The organism is Megasphaera sp., assembly GCF_047831605.1.
GTDB classification, from domain to species: Bacteria; Bacillota; Negativicutes; order Veillonellales; family Megasphaeraceae; genus Megasphaera; species Megasphaera intestinihominis.
In genome coordinates this window covers 2011914-2030282 of sequence record NZ_CP181255.1, presented here as the reverse complement: position 1 = coordinate 2030282, position 18369 = coordinate 2011914, and the positions used below count along the sequence as shown (strand labels likewise).

Sequence of the window (18369 nt, the reverse complement as noted above, 5' to 3'; positions counted from 1 at the left end):
GTCATTCCTCCCCTTCCCATTCGCCCAGCCGGTCCAGGGAGATGGCGCCGATCTTGCCTTCGCGGAATTCCTTGAGGATGAGCTTGTACGTCTTTTCCAGGTCGACGACGCCGCCGGAAACGATACAGCCCCGCTTGCGGCCGATGGCTTCGATCGTATCCAGCGGCTTGTCACAGAGGGTTTCCAGTTTATAACGGGCCTTCAATTCATCAGGGTACTGGGCCGATAACTGTTCGATGAGCTGCATGATGACCGTTTCCATGTCGAAGACCGTATCGGAAATGGCCCCTGTCGCTGCCAGGCGGTAGGCGCTGACCTGGTTTTCCAGTTTCGGCCACAAGACGCCCGGCGTATCCAGGAGGTCGAGCTGGTCGCCGATGTGGACCCACTGCTTGCCCTTCGTTTCGCCAGGCTTGTCGGCCGTCTTGGCCGCACTGCGGCGGGACAGCTTGTTGATGAGCGTCGATTTGCCGACATTAGGAATGCCCAGGATCATGGTGCGGACGGCGCGGTTCTTGAGGCCCCGGGCCTTCCAGCGGGCCAGCTTCGGCGCTGCCAGGGAGCGGACCAGGGAAATGAGCTGTTTCACCCCTTTGCCGCCTTTGCTGTTCAGGGCCAGGACCTTGCGGCCCTGCTGCTTGTAATAGGCCACCCATTCATCGAGGACGGCCGGATCGGCCAGGTCGGCCTTGTTGAGGACGACGATAGACGGCTTGTCGCCGATGAGGGACTTGATCATGGGATTGGTGCTGCTCATAGGGATACGGGCATCGACGAGTTCGATGACGACGTCGATGATCTTGAGATTTTCCTGAATAAGGCGCTTGGCCTTGGCCATGTGGCCGGGATACCAGTTGATTATCATAGTGAATCTCCTTTGGTGATGAGAAAAAAGGGCTTGTCGAACGACGACAAGCCCTTTTTAGTTGTTAGTGGCTAGTTGTTAGTTTTTAGTAGATGGCTTTATTTTAAAACTTCTAACTGCAAACTACAAACTCACGCTATTAGCCTTCTCTTGTTTCGGTGAGTTTCTGGATGTGGGCGACGACTTCGTCGATCGGTTTGGCGCCTAAATCGCCTTTAGAGCGGTCGCGCAGGCCGAGGGTGCCGTTTTCCATTTCTTTATCGCCGACGACAGCCATGTAAGGAACTTTTTCCATCTGAGCCTTGCGGATCTTGTAGCCGATCTTTTCGCTGCTTTCATCGACTTCGACGCGGATGCCCAATTTCTTGAACTTCTTAGCCAGGTCTTTGCAGTAAGCCAGGTGTTTGTCGGAGATGGGCAGGAACTTGATCTGGACCGGAGCCAGCCATACCGGGAAAGCACCGGCATAGTTTTCGGTGATGATGCCCAGGAAGCGTTCGATACTGCCGAAGCAGGCACGATGTACCATGACCGGGCGATGTTTCTGGCCATCTTCGCCGATATAGGTCATGTCGAAGCGTTCCGGCATGAGCATGTCGAGCTGGATAGTACCGCACTGCCAGGTACGGCCGATGGAGTCTTTCAGGTGGAAGTCCAGTTTCGGGCCGTAGAATGCGCCGTCGCCTTCGTTGATGACGTACGGGATGTGGCGTTCTTCGATGACATCATGCAAGGTCTTGGTAGCCAGTTCCCAGATTTCGTCGGAGCCCATGGAGTCTTCCGGACGAGTGGACAATTCGACGTGATATTCCAGGCCGAACTGTTTGTAAGCCTTGTCGAAGAGGTCCATGACGCCGGAGATTTCTTCTTTCATCTGGCTCGGCAGCATGAAGATGTGAGCATCGTCCTGAGTGAAGCAGCGGACGCGGAACAGGCCGTGGAGGGCCCCATGGAGTTCATGGCGATGGACCAGGCCGAGTTCAGCCATGCGCATCGGGAAGTCGCGGTAGCTGTGGACGTTACTCTTATAGACCAGGATGCCGCCCGGGCAGTTCATCGGTTTGATGGCGTAAGGCTGTTCATCGATGGTCGTGAAATACATGTTGTCGCGGTAGTGATCCCAGTGGCCGGACTGTTCCCAGAGGTGACGGTTGAGGATCATCGGGGTCATGATTTCGTCGTAATCGGCTTCATCATGGAGTTCATGCCAGAATTTAAGCAAGTTGTTGCGCAGGATCATTCCCTTGGGATGGAAGAACGGGAAGCCCGGGCCTTCTTCGTGGAAGCTGAACAGGTCGAGCTGTTTGCCCAGTTTACGATGGTCGCGCTTTTCAGCTTCTTCCATCATCTTCAGGTATTCATCGAGTTCCGATTTCTTTTCAAAAGCGGTCCCGTAAATACGCTGGAGCATCTTGTTGTGTTCATCGCCGCGCCAGTAAGCACCGGCAACGGTGCGCAGCTTGAAGGCCTTGACGGCACCGGTCGAAGCGCAGTGCGGGCCGGCACAGAGGTCGACGAAGTCGCCCTGGCGGTAGATGGAGATGACGGCATCTTCCGGAAGGTCTTCGATGAGTTCTACTTTATAATCCTGGCCAGCGTCTTTGAAGAGTTTCAAAGCGTCGGCACGGGACAAGACTTCTTTGGTAATGGGAAGGTTTTCTTTGACGATCTTAGCCATTTCAGCTTCAATGGCAGCAAAGTCTTCCTGTGTGAAACGGTGTTCTGTGTCGAGGTCGTAGTAGAAGCCGTTTTCAATGGACGGGCCAATGGCGAACTTGACGCCCGGGAAGAGGTGCTGGATAGCCTGTGCCATGACATGAGATGCTGTATGGCGGAGCGTATCTTTCCCTTCCTGGTCGGCGAAGGTGAGGAATTCAACGGTCGAGCCGTCGACAATGGTTTCGCGGAGGTCCGTGACTTCACCGTTTACCTTTGCGACTAATACTTTCTTTGCAAGACTGTTGCTGAGCTGTTTGACAGCTTCGGCAAGAGAGATGCCATCGGGAAACTGTTTTTTGCTTCCGTCTTTTAATACTAATTCTGCCATTACAAACATCCTCCTTAATAAAAAAAGCTCTCGTCCTCAAGGGACGAGAGCATAACTCACGTGGTTCCACCCTAGTTCACCGGAAAACCCGATGTACTCAAGCGCGATAACGGGGCGGCCGGGACCCCCTACTTACTTCGGGAATCCTGCTCCAAGGCGGTAACTTGCCAGACTTTATAAAGCACTCTCACCATCGTGCCTCTCTCTGTAATAAAGGAGCTATCAAGTGTTGTCCTTTTCAAAGCATCTTACATATCTCTATGTATGCATAAATTATACGGCAGGAAATGGGGGTTGTCAAGAGAGAAAAGAGGCTGTCTTAAAGCGACAGCCTCTTTTTGAGTTTGTAGGGGTCGCCCGTGGGCGACCCGCCAAGTATTTGTATGATGTTTCTAGCAACTTGAATAGGAAACCACACATATGCTGAAACGGGTTCGCCACGTGCGAACCCCTACGAACTAGTGGTCAGACACTAACGGCCAGCTGCCAGTAGCAAAAAAGGTCTATCGCATAGCGATAGACCTTTTGATTATGCACGGTTAGATAACTTATGCAATGCCTTTCTGTTTCTTGATAGCTTCCGTGAGGAGCGGGAGAACTTTGAAGACATCGCCTACGATACCATAGTCGCAGACTTTGAAAATCGGAGCATCTTCGTCTTTGTTGATGGCGATGATGCAGTCAGAACCAGTCATGCCTGCCAAGTGCTGGATAGCACCGGAAATAGCGCATGCAATGTAGATCTTCGGACCAACTGTTTTACCAGTCTGGCCAACCTGATGGAGAGCATCGATCCAGCCAGCGTCAACAGCTGCACGGGATGCACCAACAGCGCCGCCGAGGACGTCTGCGCATTCTTTGAGGATACCGGTCTTGAACGGTTCTTCACCGTTCATGCCACGGCCGCCAGCAACGATAACGTCAGCGTCTTCGATTTTAACGCCTTCGCCGCCCAATTTGATGAGTTCGACGAATTTGGTCATGAAGTCAGCATCGGAGAGGTTAGCTTTCTTTTCGATAACTTCGCCAGTTGCAGAAGGATCTGCTTCCGGTTTTTTGAAGACGTGCGGGCGGACAGTACCCATCTGCGGACGGTTGTCCGGGCAGATGATTTCAGCCATGATGTTGCCGCCGAGAGCCGGACGGGTCCATACGATGGTCTTCTTGTCGTCGTCAACGCCGAGCTGTGTGCAGTCAGCGGTGAGGCCAGTCTTCAAGGAGTTAGCGACACGCGGGCCGAGGTCACGGCCGATGTTGGTAGCGCCAACGAGGAATACGTTCGGTTTTTCTTCATGGAAGAAATCGCAAATAACTTTTGCATAAGCCGTCGTATTGTAATGTTCGAGCTGAGGATCATCATATACGAATACCTTATGAGCACCGTGAGCGATGAGTTCCTGAGCCAACGGTTTTACGTCTTTACCAATGAGGATTGCACCGACTTCGTCGCCGATGGTGTCAGCCAAGATGCGAGCCTGGCCCAACAATTCGAAAGATACATCACGTAATTTGCCTTCAAACTGTTCAGCAATTACATAAATGCCTTTATATTCTGCTAAATCCATTTTCACTGTTCCTCCTTAGATTAAATGATTTTCTGGGCAACCAGTTTTTCCATAATCTGGTCGACGATTGCCTGTTCGTTGTCATCTTCAACTTTGAGAACGAGACCACCGGATCTCTGAGGCGGTGTGAAAATCTTGCGGACTTTAGTCGGAGAGCCAGACAAACCGATCTGAGCGTCATCAGCTGCAACAGCAGCAGCGTCCAAATTCGGGATTTCGCGGCGTTTTGCTTTCATGGTGCCACGAATGGTCGGGAAACGCGGTTCGTTCAAGTCTTTAACAGCGGTAATCAATACCGGGAAGTTAGCTTCCGTTACGATGTAGCCTTCTTCGTTTTCCTGCTGAACAGTAACTTTGTTGCCTTCGACTTTGATGTCGCGGGCATACGTAATCTGAGGAATACCGAGTTCGCAAGCGATCTGCGGGCCAACCTGAGCGGTATCGCCGTCGATAGCCTGTTTGCCGCAAAGGATGATATCGAACTGTTCGATACCTTTGTCAGCAGCTATTTTTTTGATAGCCTGTGCCAAAGCATAGCCCGTAGCTAACGTGTCGGAACCACCGAGTTTGCGGTCGGACAGAAGATATGCATCGTCAGCGCCCATTGCGAGGCCTTCACGAAGAACGTCTTTTGCCTGATCAGGACCCATCGAGAGTAACGTAATCTTTACGTCTTTGTCAGCATCTTTCATCTGAAGAGCTGCTTCCAGAGCATTCTGGTCGAAGGGGTTAAAAATGTTAGGAACACCAGCACGAATGACGGTATGTTTTACGGGGTCAATCTTAACTTCTGCTGTGTCCGGAACTTGTTTGACACATACCAATATTTCCATTTACGTTTGCCTCCTAAAATCTTTTTTTATGTAACAGGCTTGGCTGATGCCAAGCCTGCATCATAAACTTCACTTATCTTAACAGAGCACCGCCTGTAACCATGAGCTGAACTTCGTTCGTGCCTTCGTAAATCTGAGTGATCTTAGCATCGCGCATGTGACGAGCAACCGGATATTCTTCGCTGTAGCCATAGCCGCCGAAGATCTGGACTGCTTCTGTCGTTACGCGCATAGCAACATCGGAAGCAACGCGTTTTGCGATAGCAGCATCAACGGTGAAGGGTTTACCTTCCTGTTTCTTGCAAGCAGCTTTGTAAACGAGGTTACGGGCAGCTTCGATCTGCATCTTCATGTCAGCCAGTTTGAAGGAAATGGACTGGAATTTGCAGAGCGGTTTGCCGAACTGTACACGCTGTTTGGAGTATTCAACAGCATCTGCCAGTGCAGCTTCTGCAATGCCGAGAGCCTGAGCAGCAACGCCGATACGGCCGCCGTCCAAAGTCATCATAGCGATCTTGAAGCCTTTGCCTTCTTCGCCGAGCATGTTTTCAGCCGGAACTTTGACGTCCTGGAATACGAGTTCCATGGTCTGCGAAGTATGGATGCCCATCTTGTCTTCTTTCTTACCGAAAGTGAAGCCAGGCATGCCGTCTTCGAGGATGAAGGCTGTAATGCCGTGGTTGCCTTTGCTCTTGTCGGTCATAGCGAAGATGATGTAGATATCAGCAGCGCCGCCGTTGGTGATGAAAATCTTGGAGCCGTTCAGCGTGTATGTGCCGTCGTCGTTCTTAACAGCAACAGTCTGCTGGCCGGAAGCATCAGTACCAGCGTTCGGTTCGGTCAAGCCGAAAGCACCGAGTTTAGTACCTTCAACCAAAGGAACGAGGAATTTTTCTTTCTGAGCTTCTGTACCGAACTGCCAAATCGGGTTAGCGCAAAGGGAAACCGTTGCCGACAGGGTGATAGCAACACCAGCGTCGTATTTAGCCAATTCTTCAACAGCGAGGATGTAGCTCAAAACGTCGCCGCCGTCATCGCCGGAACCGCCGTATTTTTCTTCGAAGTAAGCGCCGGTAATACCGAGGCTGAGCAGTTCATCAATAAGGTCTTTGTCATAAATACCTTTGTGGTCGCGTTCCGTAATGGTCGGAGCTAATTTCTTTTCGCCGAAATCATGAGCGAGTTTTAAGAAGTCCTGTTGAATATCTGTTAAGTTAAAATCCATGATGTTTCCACTCTCCTTAGTGTATAGTTAGTTTAGTAAAGCCATAAGATAAAAACCTGAACATCGAGGCGATACATTTCCTTACAGTAAATTCTGTCTGGATATATATTCACACCGTCTCAGTGCTTACAAATGCATTGTACAACTTTTCACATGTTAAATCAATAGCAAAAAGCCTATAAAGCACAATATCACTATTCCATTTTCTCATCCTAAAACTTTAACAAGACTTTTTTGTACTAATGGAGGCAAAAAGATTAAAATCTTCTTGACAGAGTACGCCTTGCTTTTCCGTATACGCTTTTGTATGTATACCTAACTATACTGGTTACAAATATTAAGGAAAGCTTACGGTTGTATTATAGCACGGATACCCCGGAAGTTGTCAAGGATGTGTGCCGTAATTCCCCAGATTTTATAATTTTCATACGTATAAATCTTGACGTTATACGTCCGGCGCTGTTTCCAGCCTGTCTGATGGGAAATATCCAGGCCCTTGGGAAAGCCCGGTGCCGGCCGGGTAGCCAGTTCGACGCGGCCGATTTCCGGTTCATGCTCATCGAACCAGGACAGAGGGACCGTAAAGGTATGGTCCACTTCGCCCCGGTTGAGGACGAAGTCATCTGTATCCATATAGGCGGCAAAGGGCCATACGGTGACGCCTACAGGTGATTCCATGTAGTCCAGGGGGCCCCAGACGTGGATATGGGATGGGTCGACGCCGAGTTCCTCCTTCGTCTCCCGCAGGGCCGCTTCCAGAGCGCTGTCGTCGCCGTCGTCGATGCGGCCGCCGGGGAAGCAGACGTCGCCAGGCTGCCAGCCCAGCTTGCTGCTGCGCACTTCAAACACGGCCTGTTCTTCCCCGTCTTTGTAGATAATCGGCACTAAGACGGCACAAGCCCGCGTATTCATACAGGTGTTCTGGCGGACGATACGGTCCGGCCATGGTTTAAATGCTTTCATACAAGGCTCCTTTCTGAGGAAAAGACTAAGTTCAAAGAAGTACAAAGTAAAAGGGCTTGTCGTACTTCGACAAGCCCTTTTACTGTAGGGGCGCCACGCGGGGCGCCCATATCTGTTAGTTGTCAGTGGCTAGCCATCAGCTTATAGCTAACCCCAACCTCTCCGGCCTTTCAGGCCACCTCCCCTATCAGGGGAGGCAAAACTGCGAACTGCGGCCGGCGGGCTCGTCACGTGCGAGCCTCTACTTATTTTATGACGATGTTGATGATTTTCTTCGGTACGACTATGAATTTGACTACTTTCTTATCGCCGATGAATTCCTGGATGTGCGGTAAAGCCAGGACTTTTTCCTGCAAGGCATCTTTGTCGATGTCGACGGCTACGGTCAGGCGGTCGCGTACTTTGCCGTTGATCTGGACAGGCAGTTCGATTTCATCGACGACGAGAGCCGATTTGTCGACTTCCGGCCAATCCTGGGCATGGACGCTGCCTTCAAAGCCGCATTTCTGCCAGAGTTCTTCCGTAATATGCGGTGTGAAGGGAGCCAGGAGCTTGAGCAGGTTCTTGTTGGCTTCCAGGGCAACGGCCTTGTGGATGGTCTTGTTAGCGCCGACATAGCCATGCATGGCGTTAACATATTCCATAATCGAGCTGACAGCCGTATTGAGGCCGTAGTTGCCGTCTGTGCCGCGGACGTCTTCTGTGACCTTGGCAATGGCTTTGAATTCCTGGAAACGCAGTTCTTTTTCGGCTTCCGTATAGTCCGTCCCTTCAAGGCCGTCTTTGACCAAGTCCTGGAACTGATGGACAATGCGCCATACGCGGTTGAGGAAGCGGTAAGAGCCTTCGACGCCCTGGTCAGACCAGGCCAGATCGCGTTCGGGCGGAGCCGCGAAGAGGATGAACAGGCGGGCCGTATCGGCGCCGTATTTGGCGATGATTTCTTCCGGCGATACGATGTTGCCCTTGGACTTACTCATCTTGCTGCCGTCGAGGAGGACCATGCCCTGTGTCAGCAGGCGTTCGAAAGGTTCGACATTGTTGACCAGGCCGGCGTCATAGAAGACCTTCATGAAGAAACGGGAATACATGAGGTGCAGGATGGCGTGTTCGATGCCGCCGATATACTGGTCGACGTTCATCCAATGGTTGGCTTTCTTCGGATCCCAGGCTTTTTCATCATTGCGGGCATCGGTATAGCGGAGATAGTACCACGACGAGCAGACGAAGGTATCGATGGTATCCGTTTCACGCGTAGCCGGGCCGCCGCATTTCGGGCACGTGCAGTGGACGAAGTGTTCGCTCGTAGCCAGCGGCGATATGGCGCCAGCCGTGAACTTGACGTCTTCCGGCAGCTTGACCGGCAGCTGGTCTTCCGGTACAAGCTGTTCGCCGCATTTCGGGCAGTAGATGATAGGGATAGGAGCGCCCCAATAGCGCTGACGGGAAATGAGCCAGTCGCGCAGGCGATAGTTGACGCGGCGTTTCCCCAGTCCTTTTTCTTCCATGTAGTCGATGATGGCTTTCATGGCTTTATGCATTTCCATGCCCGTGAAAGGACCGGCATTGACCAGGACGCCGTCCTTGTCTTCATAGGCATGGTCCATTTCTTCCAGCTTCAGTTCGTGGTCTTTCGGCTGCAAAGTGATGATCTTCGGGATGTTGTATTTCGTAGCGAACATCCAGTCACGCTGGTCACCCGTCGGTACGCCCATGACGGCGCCGGTACCATAATCGTAGAGGACGTAGTTGGTGATCCAAATCTGGACGCTCTTGCCCGTCAGCGGATGGACGCAGTCGATGCCGGTATACATGCCGACTTTTTCCGATTCCGTGCTCGTCCGTTCGATATCGCTGGTATTGCGTACTTTTTCGCAGAATGCTTCCAGTTCGGCTTTCTTGGGATTGTTTTCCAAAATCTTGTGGACCAGCGGATGTTCCGGCGGCAGGACGACGAAAGTGACACCGTAAATCGTGTCAGGACGCGTCGTGTAGACGGCGACTTTTTCCTTCAGGCTGGGAATGTCGAAGCTGAATTCCAAGCCTTCGCTGCGGCCGATCCAGTTCTTCTGCATGGTCTTGACGCGTTCCGGCCAGCCCGGCAGGAGTTTCAGATCGTCGAGCAGGCGGTCTGCGTAGTCGGTGATTTTGAAGAACCACTGTTTCAAGTCCTTTTTGACGACCGGTGTGTCGCAGCGCCAGCATTTGCCTTCGATGACCTGTTCGTTGGCCAATACGGTGTTGCATTTTTCGCACCAGTTGACTTTAGCTTCTTTGCGGTAAGCCAGGCCGCGTTTGTAGAGCAGTTCAAAGATCCACTGCGTCCATTTATAGTATTTTTCGTGGCACGTAGCGACTTCGCGGTCCCAGTCATACGACAGGCCCAGGGCTTTCTGCTGGCGTGTCATGTTTTCAATATTGCTGTATGTCCATTCTGCAGGCGGGATATTGTGTTTGATAGCTGCGTTTTCTGCAGGCATACCGAAAGCATCATAGCCCATAGGATGCAAGACGTTATAGCCGCTCATGCGGCGATAACGGGCAATGACGTCACCAATCGTGTAATTGCGGACATGACCCATGTGCAGGTTACCCGACGGATACGGGAACATTTCCAATACGTAGTACGGCGGCTTGCCGTTGTCTTCGGTGCAGCAGTCGCATTTACTTTCTTCCCATACGTGCTGCCATTTCTTTTCTATTTCCTGTGGAATATACTTTTCCAATTGTGAGAGCCTCCTATCCTGCCCCAGTCAAAATACAGACAGACTGTACTACAGCGTCTTGAGTATTATTATAGTGGCAGGGCGTCGTCAAGTCAATTCATGTTTTGCAAAACGCTGCCAAAAATGTGCCGGTTCAAAGCCTTTGCGCCAGAAGGCAGCGCCGCCCAAACCATAGGTCTGGACCAGGCCGGCTTTGGCTTTCAGTGACTTTTCATCTTCAAACCAGATCTTGACGGTCCCCGTCGTCAGCGGCAGTTCCAGATAATAGAGCTGCAGATCATCGTTCCAGACGACATAGTCCTTATAGGCCTTGAAGATGTCTTCGCTGTCGGCCATGGTCAACGTGCGGACGAAGAGCTTGCCCTTGCCGCCGCTCTTGCGCGCCGGAGCCGTGGCTGCAGCTTTGGGTGCCGTCCTGATACGACGCGGCAGGACACGGCGCTTATACGTTTCCCCATCGAGTTCGACAGGCATGATGACCGGCTGTTTGGCCCGACGGACATTTTCCTGTTCCGCCGTTACGACCTGGACCAGCATCGGCCCAGCCGCTTCTTCAGCTGCTTCTTCTCTGGCCTCGCTGTATTTCACGCCCTTTGCCGGCGGTGCGCCGACGACAGCCGGCCAGTCGTGGATGTCTTTCGGCAAATCGCGGCCATCGCTGGATTCATACCACAAGCGCATGTACAACGGCATGCCCAGCAGGACTTTCGACGGCGGTACGAGATCGATCGTATTCTGTACAGCCCGTTCGACCCAGGGATAGGAAGCGACAGGGCCGGCTGTCGTGCTGGCCCGGCCGAACTGGTCATAGGCCATGACCATGAGGTAGTCGAGATGCGGAGCCAGGGCCGCCCGGTCATAGACCAGGGACCAGTTGGGGCTGTCCGAGACGGGCGTGACATCCATGGAAAGCTGGATACCATAGGCATGGCAGGCCTGGGACAGTTTGGCCACAAAAACCGTCAGAGCATCTTTATCGCTGTAATTGACGTTTTCAAAGTCGATGTTATAGCCTTTGAAATCATATAATAAGGCATAGCCGACGAGCTGGCGGACCATCGTGTCCTGGAGACGGCTGTTGCTCAGGACCTGATGGGTCAGTTTGGGGTTGAAATTGTTGTCGATCAAAGGCCACATAACGTATCCCTTGCTGGTATACGTCGAAGCCAGCATATCGAAGTCGGGATTGCGCAGTTCGACGCCGCTTTCCGTCAGGCGGAAAGCACAGGGCGACATGACGGGCTGACGGGTCTGCAAAGACGGCAGGCTGGCGTCTTCCTTCATGACAGGGTCCCAAAAGAGGACGGTCCCCATCTTCCCTTCCTTAGCCGCTGCCGGTACTGCGTCCTGTACCTGGCGGAGTTCCGGTACCGTATGGACGGGCTGGGATGGCGGCAGGAGTTCGTTCTTTTCTGTCGTCCCGTTGCCCAGGACGTAGCTGATGCCCAGGGGACGGCGGACATGGCGGATATTGATGGTCCGGCCGCCGCTGACTGCTCGTCCTGGCAGAGTCAGCTGGACGTTTTCGTTCTGCCAGGCCGTCGAGCCGTTCTGGGCCTTCGGCAGGCGGAACCAGTAGGTCCCCTTGGCGTGGTCGGCTTCACGGATGCCGTATTGTTCCAGCGCCTTGTCAGAGACGAGCCAGCGCCCCTGGTCTTCGACGATTTCCAGGTCTTTGATGGCTTCATCAGGGATAGGATTGGCTACGGTAGATACACTGAAGGCCGGGTCCGACGCCTTGGCGCTGTCCGCAGCCGGCCCATTGGCCCAGGAAACAGCACTCAGGGACAGACAGATCAAGGCGGCCAGACAGGACGTCCGCATAACATGGTTGTATTTCATCGTCATTTGCTCCTCACGGGGATTGGAAAAAAGTCCTCAATCCTGTATAATTCTATGGTAACCGTGAACCTTTTCATGTTCCGTTCACATTGTTTCATTATACCACAACAAAGGGGTGTTTTATATTGCATCAATATCTATTTTTTATCGGTTCCTTCCCGATCCGGGCCTATGGGCTGTTATTCATGCTGGGTATCGTTTCTGCCGGCATTACGGCTTACTATATCATGAAACGCGACGGCCGGGGCTGGCACGTCCACATCTTTGACTTCACCATGTACTGCGGCCTGTCGGGCATCGTCGGCGGCCGTCTATGGGACGTCTTCTTCTTCGACTGGGCCTATTATCACAACCATCTGACGGAAATCCCCTACGTCTGGCAGGGCGGCATGGCTATCCAGGGCGGCCTGCTCTTCGGCGCCGTAGCCGGCATCCTGTACACGAAGTACCATCACATCGACACCTGGGCCTTTGCCGACCTCCTGGCACCGTCCATCATCCTGGGCCAATCCATCGGGCGCATGGCCAACCTCATGAACGGCGACGCCTTCGGCCATCCCACAGGCGGTGACTTCGGCATCGTCTATCCCGACACGACCCTGGCCTATCACACGTATGGCAATCAGCCCTTGTGGCCGGCCGAAGTCTGGGAAGGTCAGATCGACGTCCTGGTCTTCGTCGCGCTGCTCCTCTACAGCTGCTTCCCCCACAAGAAGGGCCAGGTATTTTGCCTGTACGTCATGCTCTACGCCGTCGAACGCTTCTTCCTGGAATTCCTCCGTGGCGACTACGTCAACCTGACGCTGGGCCTGAAATCGGCCCAGATGACCAGCATCATCGCCTTCGCCATCGCCCTCATCGCCTTCATCCTCATCCAGTGGAAAGGCAGCGTGGATGAAAAAGTCAGTGGCTAGTGGTTCGTGGCTCGCAGCCTGCAGGCCGCAAGCACCGCATGGGCCGTCCTAAAAGCCTTTCCAGCCCGTCAGGGGCCGACCCACGGAAGGCGCAGGACGGTTGCTGGAACGGACAGCAGAGGCTGGCGGCCCGCCTGAATCTCTGTACACGAAAAAGAGGCTGTTGCATTAAGCAAAAACATGTGCTTAATGCAACAGCCTCTTTTGATTTATGGGATTCCCACAAGCGGGACGCCCTCTGGGCGTCCCCTACGAGCCGCTAGCAGCTAACTGCTAGCGGCTACTTTTCTTCCCGTTCCAGGGCATCTTTCAGGGTATGCCATGCCAGGACGGCGCATTTGACGCGGGCCGGCATGTTGGAGATATTCTTCAGGGCGATGGCGTCTTCCAGTTCTTCCAACTGGTCATCGTCGGTGACTTCCCGTTTGATCATATCCAGGAAGAGGTCGACCAGGCGCAGGGCTTCTTTGACGGTCTTGCCTTTGATGAGGTCGATCATGATGTCCGCTGAAGCCTGGCTGATGGCACAGCCGTGGCCCGTATAGGCAGCGTCTTTGATGACGCCGTCCTGGATGTCGGCCTGGAGGGTGATGTCGTCACCGCAGCTCGGGTTGTGGCCGTGTTCGCTGAGGTTGGCATCTTCCAGGGGATGTTTATTTTCCTGACACTGATTGTGTTCCAAGATGATGTCGGAATACAATTCGTTCATATTTTCCATGACTTTCTATCTCCTTAATCTTTAAAGCCCATCTGTTTGCGGACGAGGGGCAGTTTTTCCAGGAAGTAGTCGACTTCTTCCAGGGTATTGTAGATATAGAAGCTGGCGCGGTTCGAGGCTTCTACGCCCAAGTGAGCGCCTAAAGGCTGTGCGCAGTGGTGGCCCGAACGGATGGCGATGCCGAAGCTGTCCAGAATGGTCGCTGCGTCATGGGGATGGACGCCGTCGATGGTGAAGGTAATGACGCCGGTTTTTTCAGCCGGGTCGGTACTGCCGATGATGTGGATATGAGGGATTTTCTTCATCCCTTCCAGGCAGTGGCGGGTCAGTTCTTCTTCATGGGCTTCGATGTTGTCCATGCCCAGGTCTTGCAAATAGTCGATGGCAGCGTGCAGAGCAACGGCACCTTCGACGTTCTGGGAACCGGCTTCGAATTTGAAGGGCAGTTCGTTAAAGGTCGTCGACTGTTCCTTGACATATTCGATCATGTCGCCGCCGAGGAGGAACGGTTCCATGCCTTCCAGGATGGCTTTCTTGCCGTAAAGGACGCCCGTGCTGGCAGAACCGCACATCTTGTGGCCCGAGAAGGCGAAGAAGTCGCAGTCCATATCCTGGACGTCGGTCTTCATGTGCGGTGTCGACTGAGCACCGTCGACGATGGCGATGGCTCCGACGGAATGGGCTTTGGCGACGATTTCCTTGACCGGGCGCTTCATGCCGAAGACGTTGCTGACAGCGGCAAAGGCGACGATTTTCGTCTTGTCGTCGATTTTAGCCAGGTCTTCTTCGGTGAAGTGGCCTTCTTCGTCGAGGTACATGTAATCGAGTTCAGCCCCGGTCTTCTGGCAGACGCGCTGCCACGTGACCAGGTCGGAATGATGTTCCGAAATGGGGATGACGATCTTATCGCCCTTCTTCAGGCGCGGTTCTGCATAGCTGCGGGCTACGAGGTTCAGCGCTTCTGTCGTATTGCGGACGAAGATGACTTCTTCCGTCGAAGCGGCATTGATGAATTTACGGACTGCTTCGCGGGCTTCGTCGTACAATTCACCGGCTTCGATGCTGAGGACGTGGGCGCCGCGATGGGGATTGCCGTTGTGGTGTTCCAGGAGGTCTACGATGGCGTGGATGACCTGGTACGGTTTCTGCGTCGTCGCAGCATTATCAAAGTAAACGATCTGATGTCCATTATGGACTTTAGTCAAGATGGGGAAATCTTTGCGTACATTTAGCATGACAATCACCTTTCTTGCGGCAGAACTGCATCTTTTCACGGACAGCCTGGAGCGCTCTATTTTCTAAATCTTTATCACCCAAAGCATCGATGACCGGGCGGATGTTCGATTCGACGATGATCAGCTGGGCACCGCTTTCGTTGAAGCCGCGGCTCATGAGGTAGAAGAGCTTGTCTTTATCGATCTGGCCGGCACTGGAAGCGTGATTCCCGACGACGTCATCTTCTTTGCAGAGGAGGAGCGGTACGGAAATGGAATGGACCTTCGGGCTGAGCAGGATGCACGTATCCGATTCGGAGCCGACAGCCTTCTTGCCGCCGCGGAGGAAGTCGATGGTACCGCGGAAGAATTTCTTCGACGTATCGAGGAGAGCGCCTGTCGTCAGGATATCCGTATTGGTCTTGACGCCCTGCGTCGGAACCCAGTAAGAGAAGTCGACGATCTGGTCGTCATGGCCGAGGTACATGGCCTGGCTGTTGAAATTACTTTCATCCTGCATGAGGTCTGTCTTGTAGTAGACAATGGCTGCTTTGCCGCCCAATTCGGCACTGACGTAGTCGATGGTGCTTTCTTTGCCGGCATCGCCATAGCGGTGTTCGACGTGGCGGACGTGTTCGCCGTTGAGCTGGACCTTGCTGATTTTGACGTGAGCGCCTTCGCCGGTCTTGACGAAGGTCAGGAAATTGACGGAACCGTCTTCGGCATCGCCGTCAAATTCCAGATAAACAGTCAAGTCGCTGTGGGCAGCGGCTTCGATTTTGAGCTGTGCCGTGAGCTGAGGCATATCGGCGCTGAGGCTGTATTTGAGATGGACCGACCCTTTCTGGTTTTCGCCGACGCTGACGGCGCAGCCGGAATTGGCCTGGTTCAGTGCTTTTTGAAGTTCTTCCGCATTGGAACCCTGGAAATCATTGAGGCCTACAATCTGGTTGCCTTCATAGAAAGCGACAGCTGCTTCGCCATCGTGACGTTCTTCCGGCGTGTAAGCCGGGAGAGCCTGGGCTTTCAAGGGGTCCAATTCCAAGTGATTGACCTTCATCCAGCGGAAGGTCGGACGCGGGAGTTGGTTGTACTGGATTTTTTCTGTCTTTACTGCCATGATGTTCCTCCTCCCCTATTTCAACGAACCTTTGAGTTCGAGATTGATCAGGTTATTCATTTCGACGGCATATTCCAAAGGCAGTGCCTTGGATACCGGTTCGACGAAGCCCCGGACGAGCATAGCCCGCGCTTCATCTTCGCTGAGGCCGCGGCTCATGAGGTAGAAGATAGCTTCGTCGGAAATACGGCCGATAGAAGCTTCGTGGCCGAGGTCGATGTTGTCGTTCTTGACGACGATAGCCGGGATCGTATCGGACTGCGACTGTTCGTCGAGCATGAGCGATTCGCAGCTGACGTTGGCCTTGGCGCCGTCAGCCGGCGGGTTGATGACGACACTGCCGCGATAGATGCAGACGCCGCCGCTCTTGCTAATGGATTTAGAATTGATGTTGCTCGTCGTGTTCGGTGCGTTGTGGACGACTTTCGAACCCGTATCGAGGTACTGGCCCTTGCCGGCAAAGGTGACGCCGGTAAATTCGCAATGAGCGCCTTCGCCCTGGAGAATACTCATGGGGTAGAGGCACGACGTATGGGAACCGAAGGAGCCCGTGACCCAGTTGATGGTGCCGTTCTTGCCGACGATGGCCCGCTTTGTATTGAGGTTGTACATGTTCTTAGACCAGTTTTCGATGGTCGAATAGGTCAGGGATGCATCGTCGCCGATGAACAATTCGACGCAGCCTGCGTGGAGGTTGGCGACATTGTATTTCGGAGCCGAACAGCCTTCGATGAAGTGGACTTTCGCTCCCTTTTCGACGATGATCATCGTGTGTTCAAACTGGCCTGCGCCCGGCGCATTGAGGCGGAAATAACTCTGCAGCGGGATGGAGACGTCGACACCGGCCGGGACGTAGACGAAGGAGCCACCGGACCAGACAGCACCGTGCAGGGCGGCGAACTTGTGGTCCGTCGGCGGGACGAGCTTCATGAAATGAGCCTTGACGATGTCTTCATATTTTTCCAGGGCCGTATCGAAGTCGGTATAGACGACGCCCTGCTGGACCAGTTCGTCCTGGATGCTGTGGTAGACGACTTCCGAGTCGTACTGGGCACCGACGCCGGCGAGGGACGTCTTTTCGGCTTCCGGGATACCCAGGCGGTCGAAGGTGTCTTTGATGTCATCGGGGACGTCGTTCCAGTCAGCTTTCATCTGAGCGTTTGGGCGGACATAAGTGACGATGTTGTCCATGTCGAGTTCGCTGATGTCCGGGCCCCAGTCGGGATATTCCATGTGGTTGAAGATATCCAGCGATTTGAGGCGGAAATCGAGCATCCACTTCGGTTCGTGTTTCTTTTCCGAAATTTCACGGACGATGTCTTCCGTCAGGCCGGCATCGGTCTTATAGGAATAGGTAAAATCTTTCTTAAAGTTATACATGTTGCCGAAGTCGGCGAAGGTATCGATCTTCTGGCGTTCTTCAGCGATTTTTTCTTCTTTCTGTTCGACCAGTTTTTCTTTTTCCTGATCGACCAGCTTTTCTTTATTATCAGCCATAGCTGTACCTCCTACTATCCTTTGTATGCGTCGTAGCCGTTGGCTTCAATAGCCTGGATGAGCGATGCATCGCCGGTCTTGACGATCTTGCCGTCGATGAGGATGTGGACGAAATCCGGTTTCAAGTGCTGCAAGATTTCACTGTGGTGGGTAATGACCAGGATGGAATTGTTTTCATTGTGGTACTTGGATACCGTGTCCGATACGATGCGGACGGCATCGACGTCGAGGCCCGAGTCGATTTCGTCGAGCATGGTCAGTTTCGGTTCGAGCATGCACATCTGGAGGATTTCCGTCTTTTTCCGTTCGCCGCCGGAGAAGCCGTCATTGACATAGCGTTCAGCATAAGACTTATCCATCTTCAGCTGTTCCATCTGGGCGTGGAGCTTCTTACGGAAAGGCATGATGCGCTGCTGCTGACCCGATACGGTGCTCTTGGCGTTGCGGATGAAGTTTTCAACGGAAATGCCCTGGACGGCGATAGGCTGCTGGAAGGCCATGAAGATACCTGCTTTGGCGCGTTCATTGACGGGAGCTTCCGTAATATCTTTGCCTTCAAAGAAGATCTTGCCGGCTGTGACGACGTATTTCGGGTTGCCCATGATGGCATTGAACAGCGTCGATTTGCCGGCGCCGTTGGAACCCATGATGACATGTGTTTCGCCTGTGTTGATCGTCAGGTCGAGGCCTTTGAGGATTTCTTTGCCTTCGACAGCGATGTGCAAGCCTTCTACTCTTAATAATTCACTCATCAGTATCACTCCTACATAAGTTATACGTTTCACCTCTCCCCTGCACAGCAGGACAGAGCGCGAATTTTTGTATTGATAAAGTGTACCA

14 protein-coding genes and 1 other annotated feature are annotated in these 18369 nt (G+C 53.2%); of the genes, 1 reads left to right on the top strand and 13 read right to left on the bottom strand.

Annotated features, from left to right (window positions below; translation table 11 throughout):
• Position 1 precedes the first annotated feature (1 nt).
• The 8 genes from ylqF to ACFWUB_RS09705 all read right to left on the bottom strand — a co-directional run bounded on the left by ylqF (position 2) and on the right by ACFWUB_RS09705 (position 12066).
• Positions 2-865, bottom strand: coding sequence for a ribosome biogenesis GTPase YlqF (ylqF, locus tag ACFWUB_RS09740; RefSeq protein WP_416183868.1), 864 nt, complete (start codon positions 863-865; stop codon positions 2-4).
• A gap of 139 nt (positions 866-1004) precedes the next feature.
• Complete coding sequence (gene thrS / locus ACFWUB_RS09735) at positions 1005-2912, bottom strand: threonine--tRNA ligase (protein WP_292260345.1); 1908 nt, start codon at positions 2910-2912, stop codon at positions 1005-1007.
• Between the two features lie 36 nt (positions 2913-2948).
• Positions 2949-3163 (bottom strand) — a binding site (T-box leader).
• Between the two features lie 297 nt (positions 3164-3460).
• The gene (locus ACFWUB_RS09730) at positions 3461-4477 is read right to left on the bottom strand and encodes an electron transfer flavoprotein subunit alpha/FixB family protein (protein WP_020310461.1); all 1017 of its coding nucleotides are present in this window, start codon (positions 4475-4477) and stop codon (positions 3461-3463) included.
• Positions 4478-4497: 20 nt separating this feature from the next.
• A complete protein-coding gene (locus ACFWUB_RS09725) occupies positions 4498-5310 on the bottom strand; it encodes an electron transfer flavoprotein subunit beta/FixA family protein (RefSeq protein WP_020310462.1) in 813 nt (270 codons plus the stop codon).
• 73 nt (positions 5311-5383) lie between these two features.
• On the bottom strand, positions 5384-6535 hold the full coding sequence (locus ACFWUB_RS09720; protein ID WP_020723925.1) for an acyl-CoA dehydrogenase: 1152 nt from the start codon (positions 6533-6535) through the stop codon (positions 5384-5386).
• Between the two features lie 348 nt (positions 6536-6883).
• Positions 6884-7498, bottom strand: a complete 615-nt coding sequence (locus ACFWUB_RS09715) for an NUDIX hydrolase (RefSeq protein ID WP_020310463.1) — start codon at positions 7496-7498, stop codon at positions 6884-6886.
• Between the two features lie 245 nt (positions 7499-7743).
• Positions 7744-10224 (bottom strand): leucine--tRNA ligase, encoded by a 2481-nt coding sequence (leuS, locus tag ACFWUB_RS09710; RefSeq protein ID WP_416183867.1) that lies wholly within the window; start codon positions 10222-10224, stop codon positions 7744-7746.
• A gap of 87 nt (positions 10225-10311) precedes the next feature.
• Positions 10312-12066: a glycosyl hydrolase family 18 protein gene (locus ACFWUB_RS09705; RefSeq protein WP_416183866.1), complete on the bottom strand. Its 1755-nt coding sequence runs from the start codon at positions 12064-12066 to the stop codon at positions 10312-10314.
• Positions 12067-12191: 125 nt separating this feature from the next.
• Between ACFWUB_RS09705 and lgt the strand changes: the two genes are divergently transcribed.
• On the top strand, positions 12192-12980 hold the full coding sequence (gene lgt, locus ACFWUB_RS09700; RefSeq protein WP_292105941.1) for a prolipoprotein diacylglyceryl transferase: 789 nt from the start codon (positions 12192-12194) through the stop codon (positions 12978-12980).
• A gap of 280 nt (positions 12981-13260) precedes the next feature.
• On the opposite strand, the gene sufU is transcribed toward lgt, so the two are convergent.
• The 5 genes from sufU to sufC form a co-directional block, all read right to left on the bottom strand.
• Positions 13261-13698: a Fe-S cluster assembly sulfur transfer protein SufU gene (gene sufU, locus ACFWUB_RS09695; RefSeq protein WP_020310466.1), complete on the bottom strand. Its 438-nt coding sequence runs from the start codon at positions 13696-13698 to the stop codon at positions 13261-13263.
• 14 nt (positions 13699-13712) lie between these two features.
• Positions 13713-14933, bottom strand: a complete 1221-nt coding sequence (locus ACFWUB_RS09690) for an aminotransferase class V-fold PLP-dependent enzyme (RefSeq protein ID WP_416183865.1) — start codon at positions 14931-14933, stop codon at positions 13713-13715.
• Positions 14896-16032, bottom strand: a complete 1137-nt coding sequence (locus ACFWUB_RS09685) for a SufB/SufD family protein (RefSeq protein ID WP_014017071.1) — start codon at positions 16030-16032, stop codon at positions 14896-14898. Before ACFWUB_RS09685 ends, ACFWUB_RS09690 begins: the two co-directional genes overlap by 38 nt.
• Positions 16033-16047: 15 nt before the next feature.
• Positions 16048-17412, bottom strand: coding sequence for a Fe-S cluster assembly protein SufB (gene sufB / locus ACFWUB_RS09680; protein ID WP_292261954.1), 1365 nt, complete (start codon positions 17410-17412; stop codon positions 16048-16050).
• Between the two features lie 131 nt (positions 17413-17543).
• Positions 17544-18281 carry a Fe-S cluster assembly ATPase SufC gene (gene sufC, locus ACFWUB_RS09675; protein ID WP_292108376.1) on the bottom strand — a complete coding sequence of 246 codons (738 nt, stop codon included), beginning with the start codon at positions 18279-18281 and terminating at the stop codon, positions 17544-17546.
• Between the last annotated feature and the right edge of the window lie 88 nt (positions 18282-18369).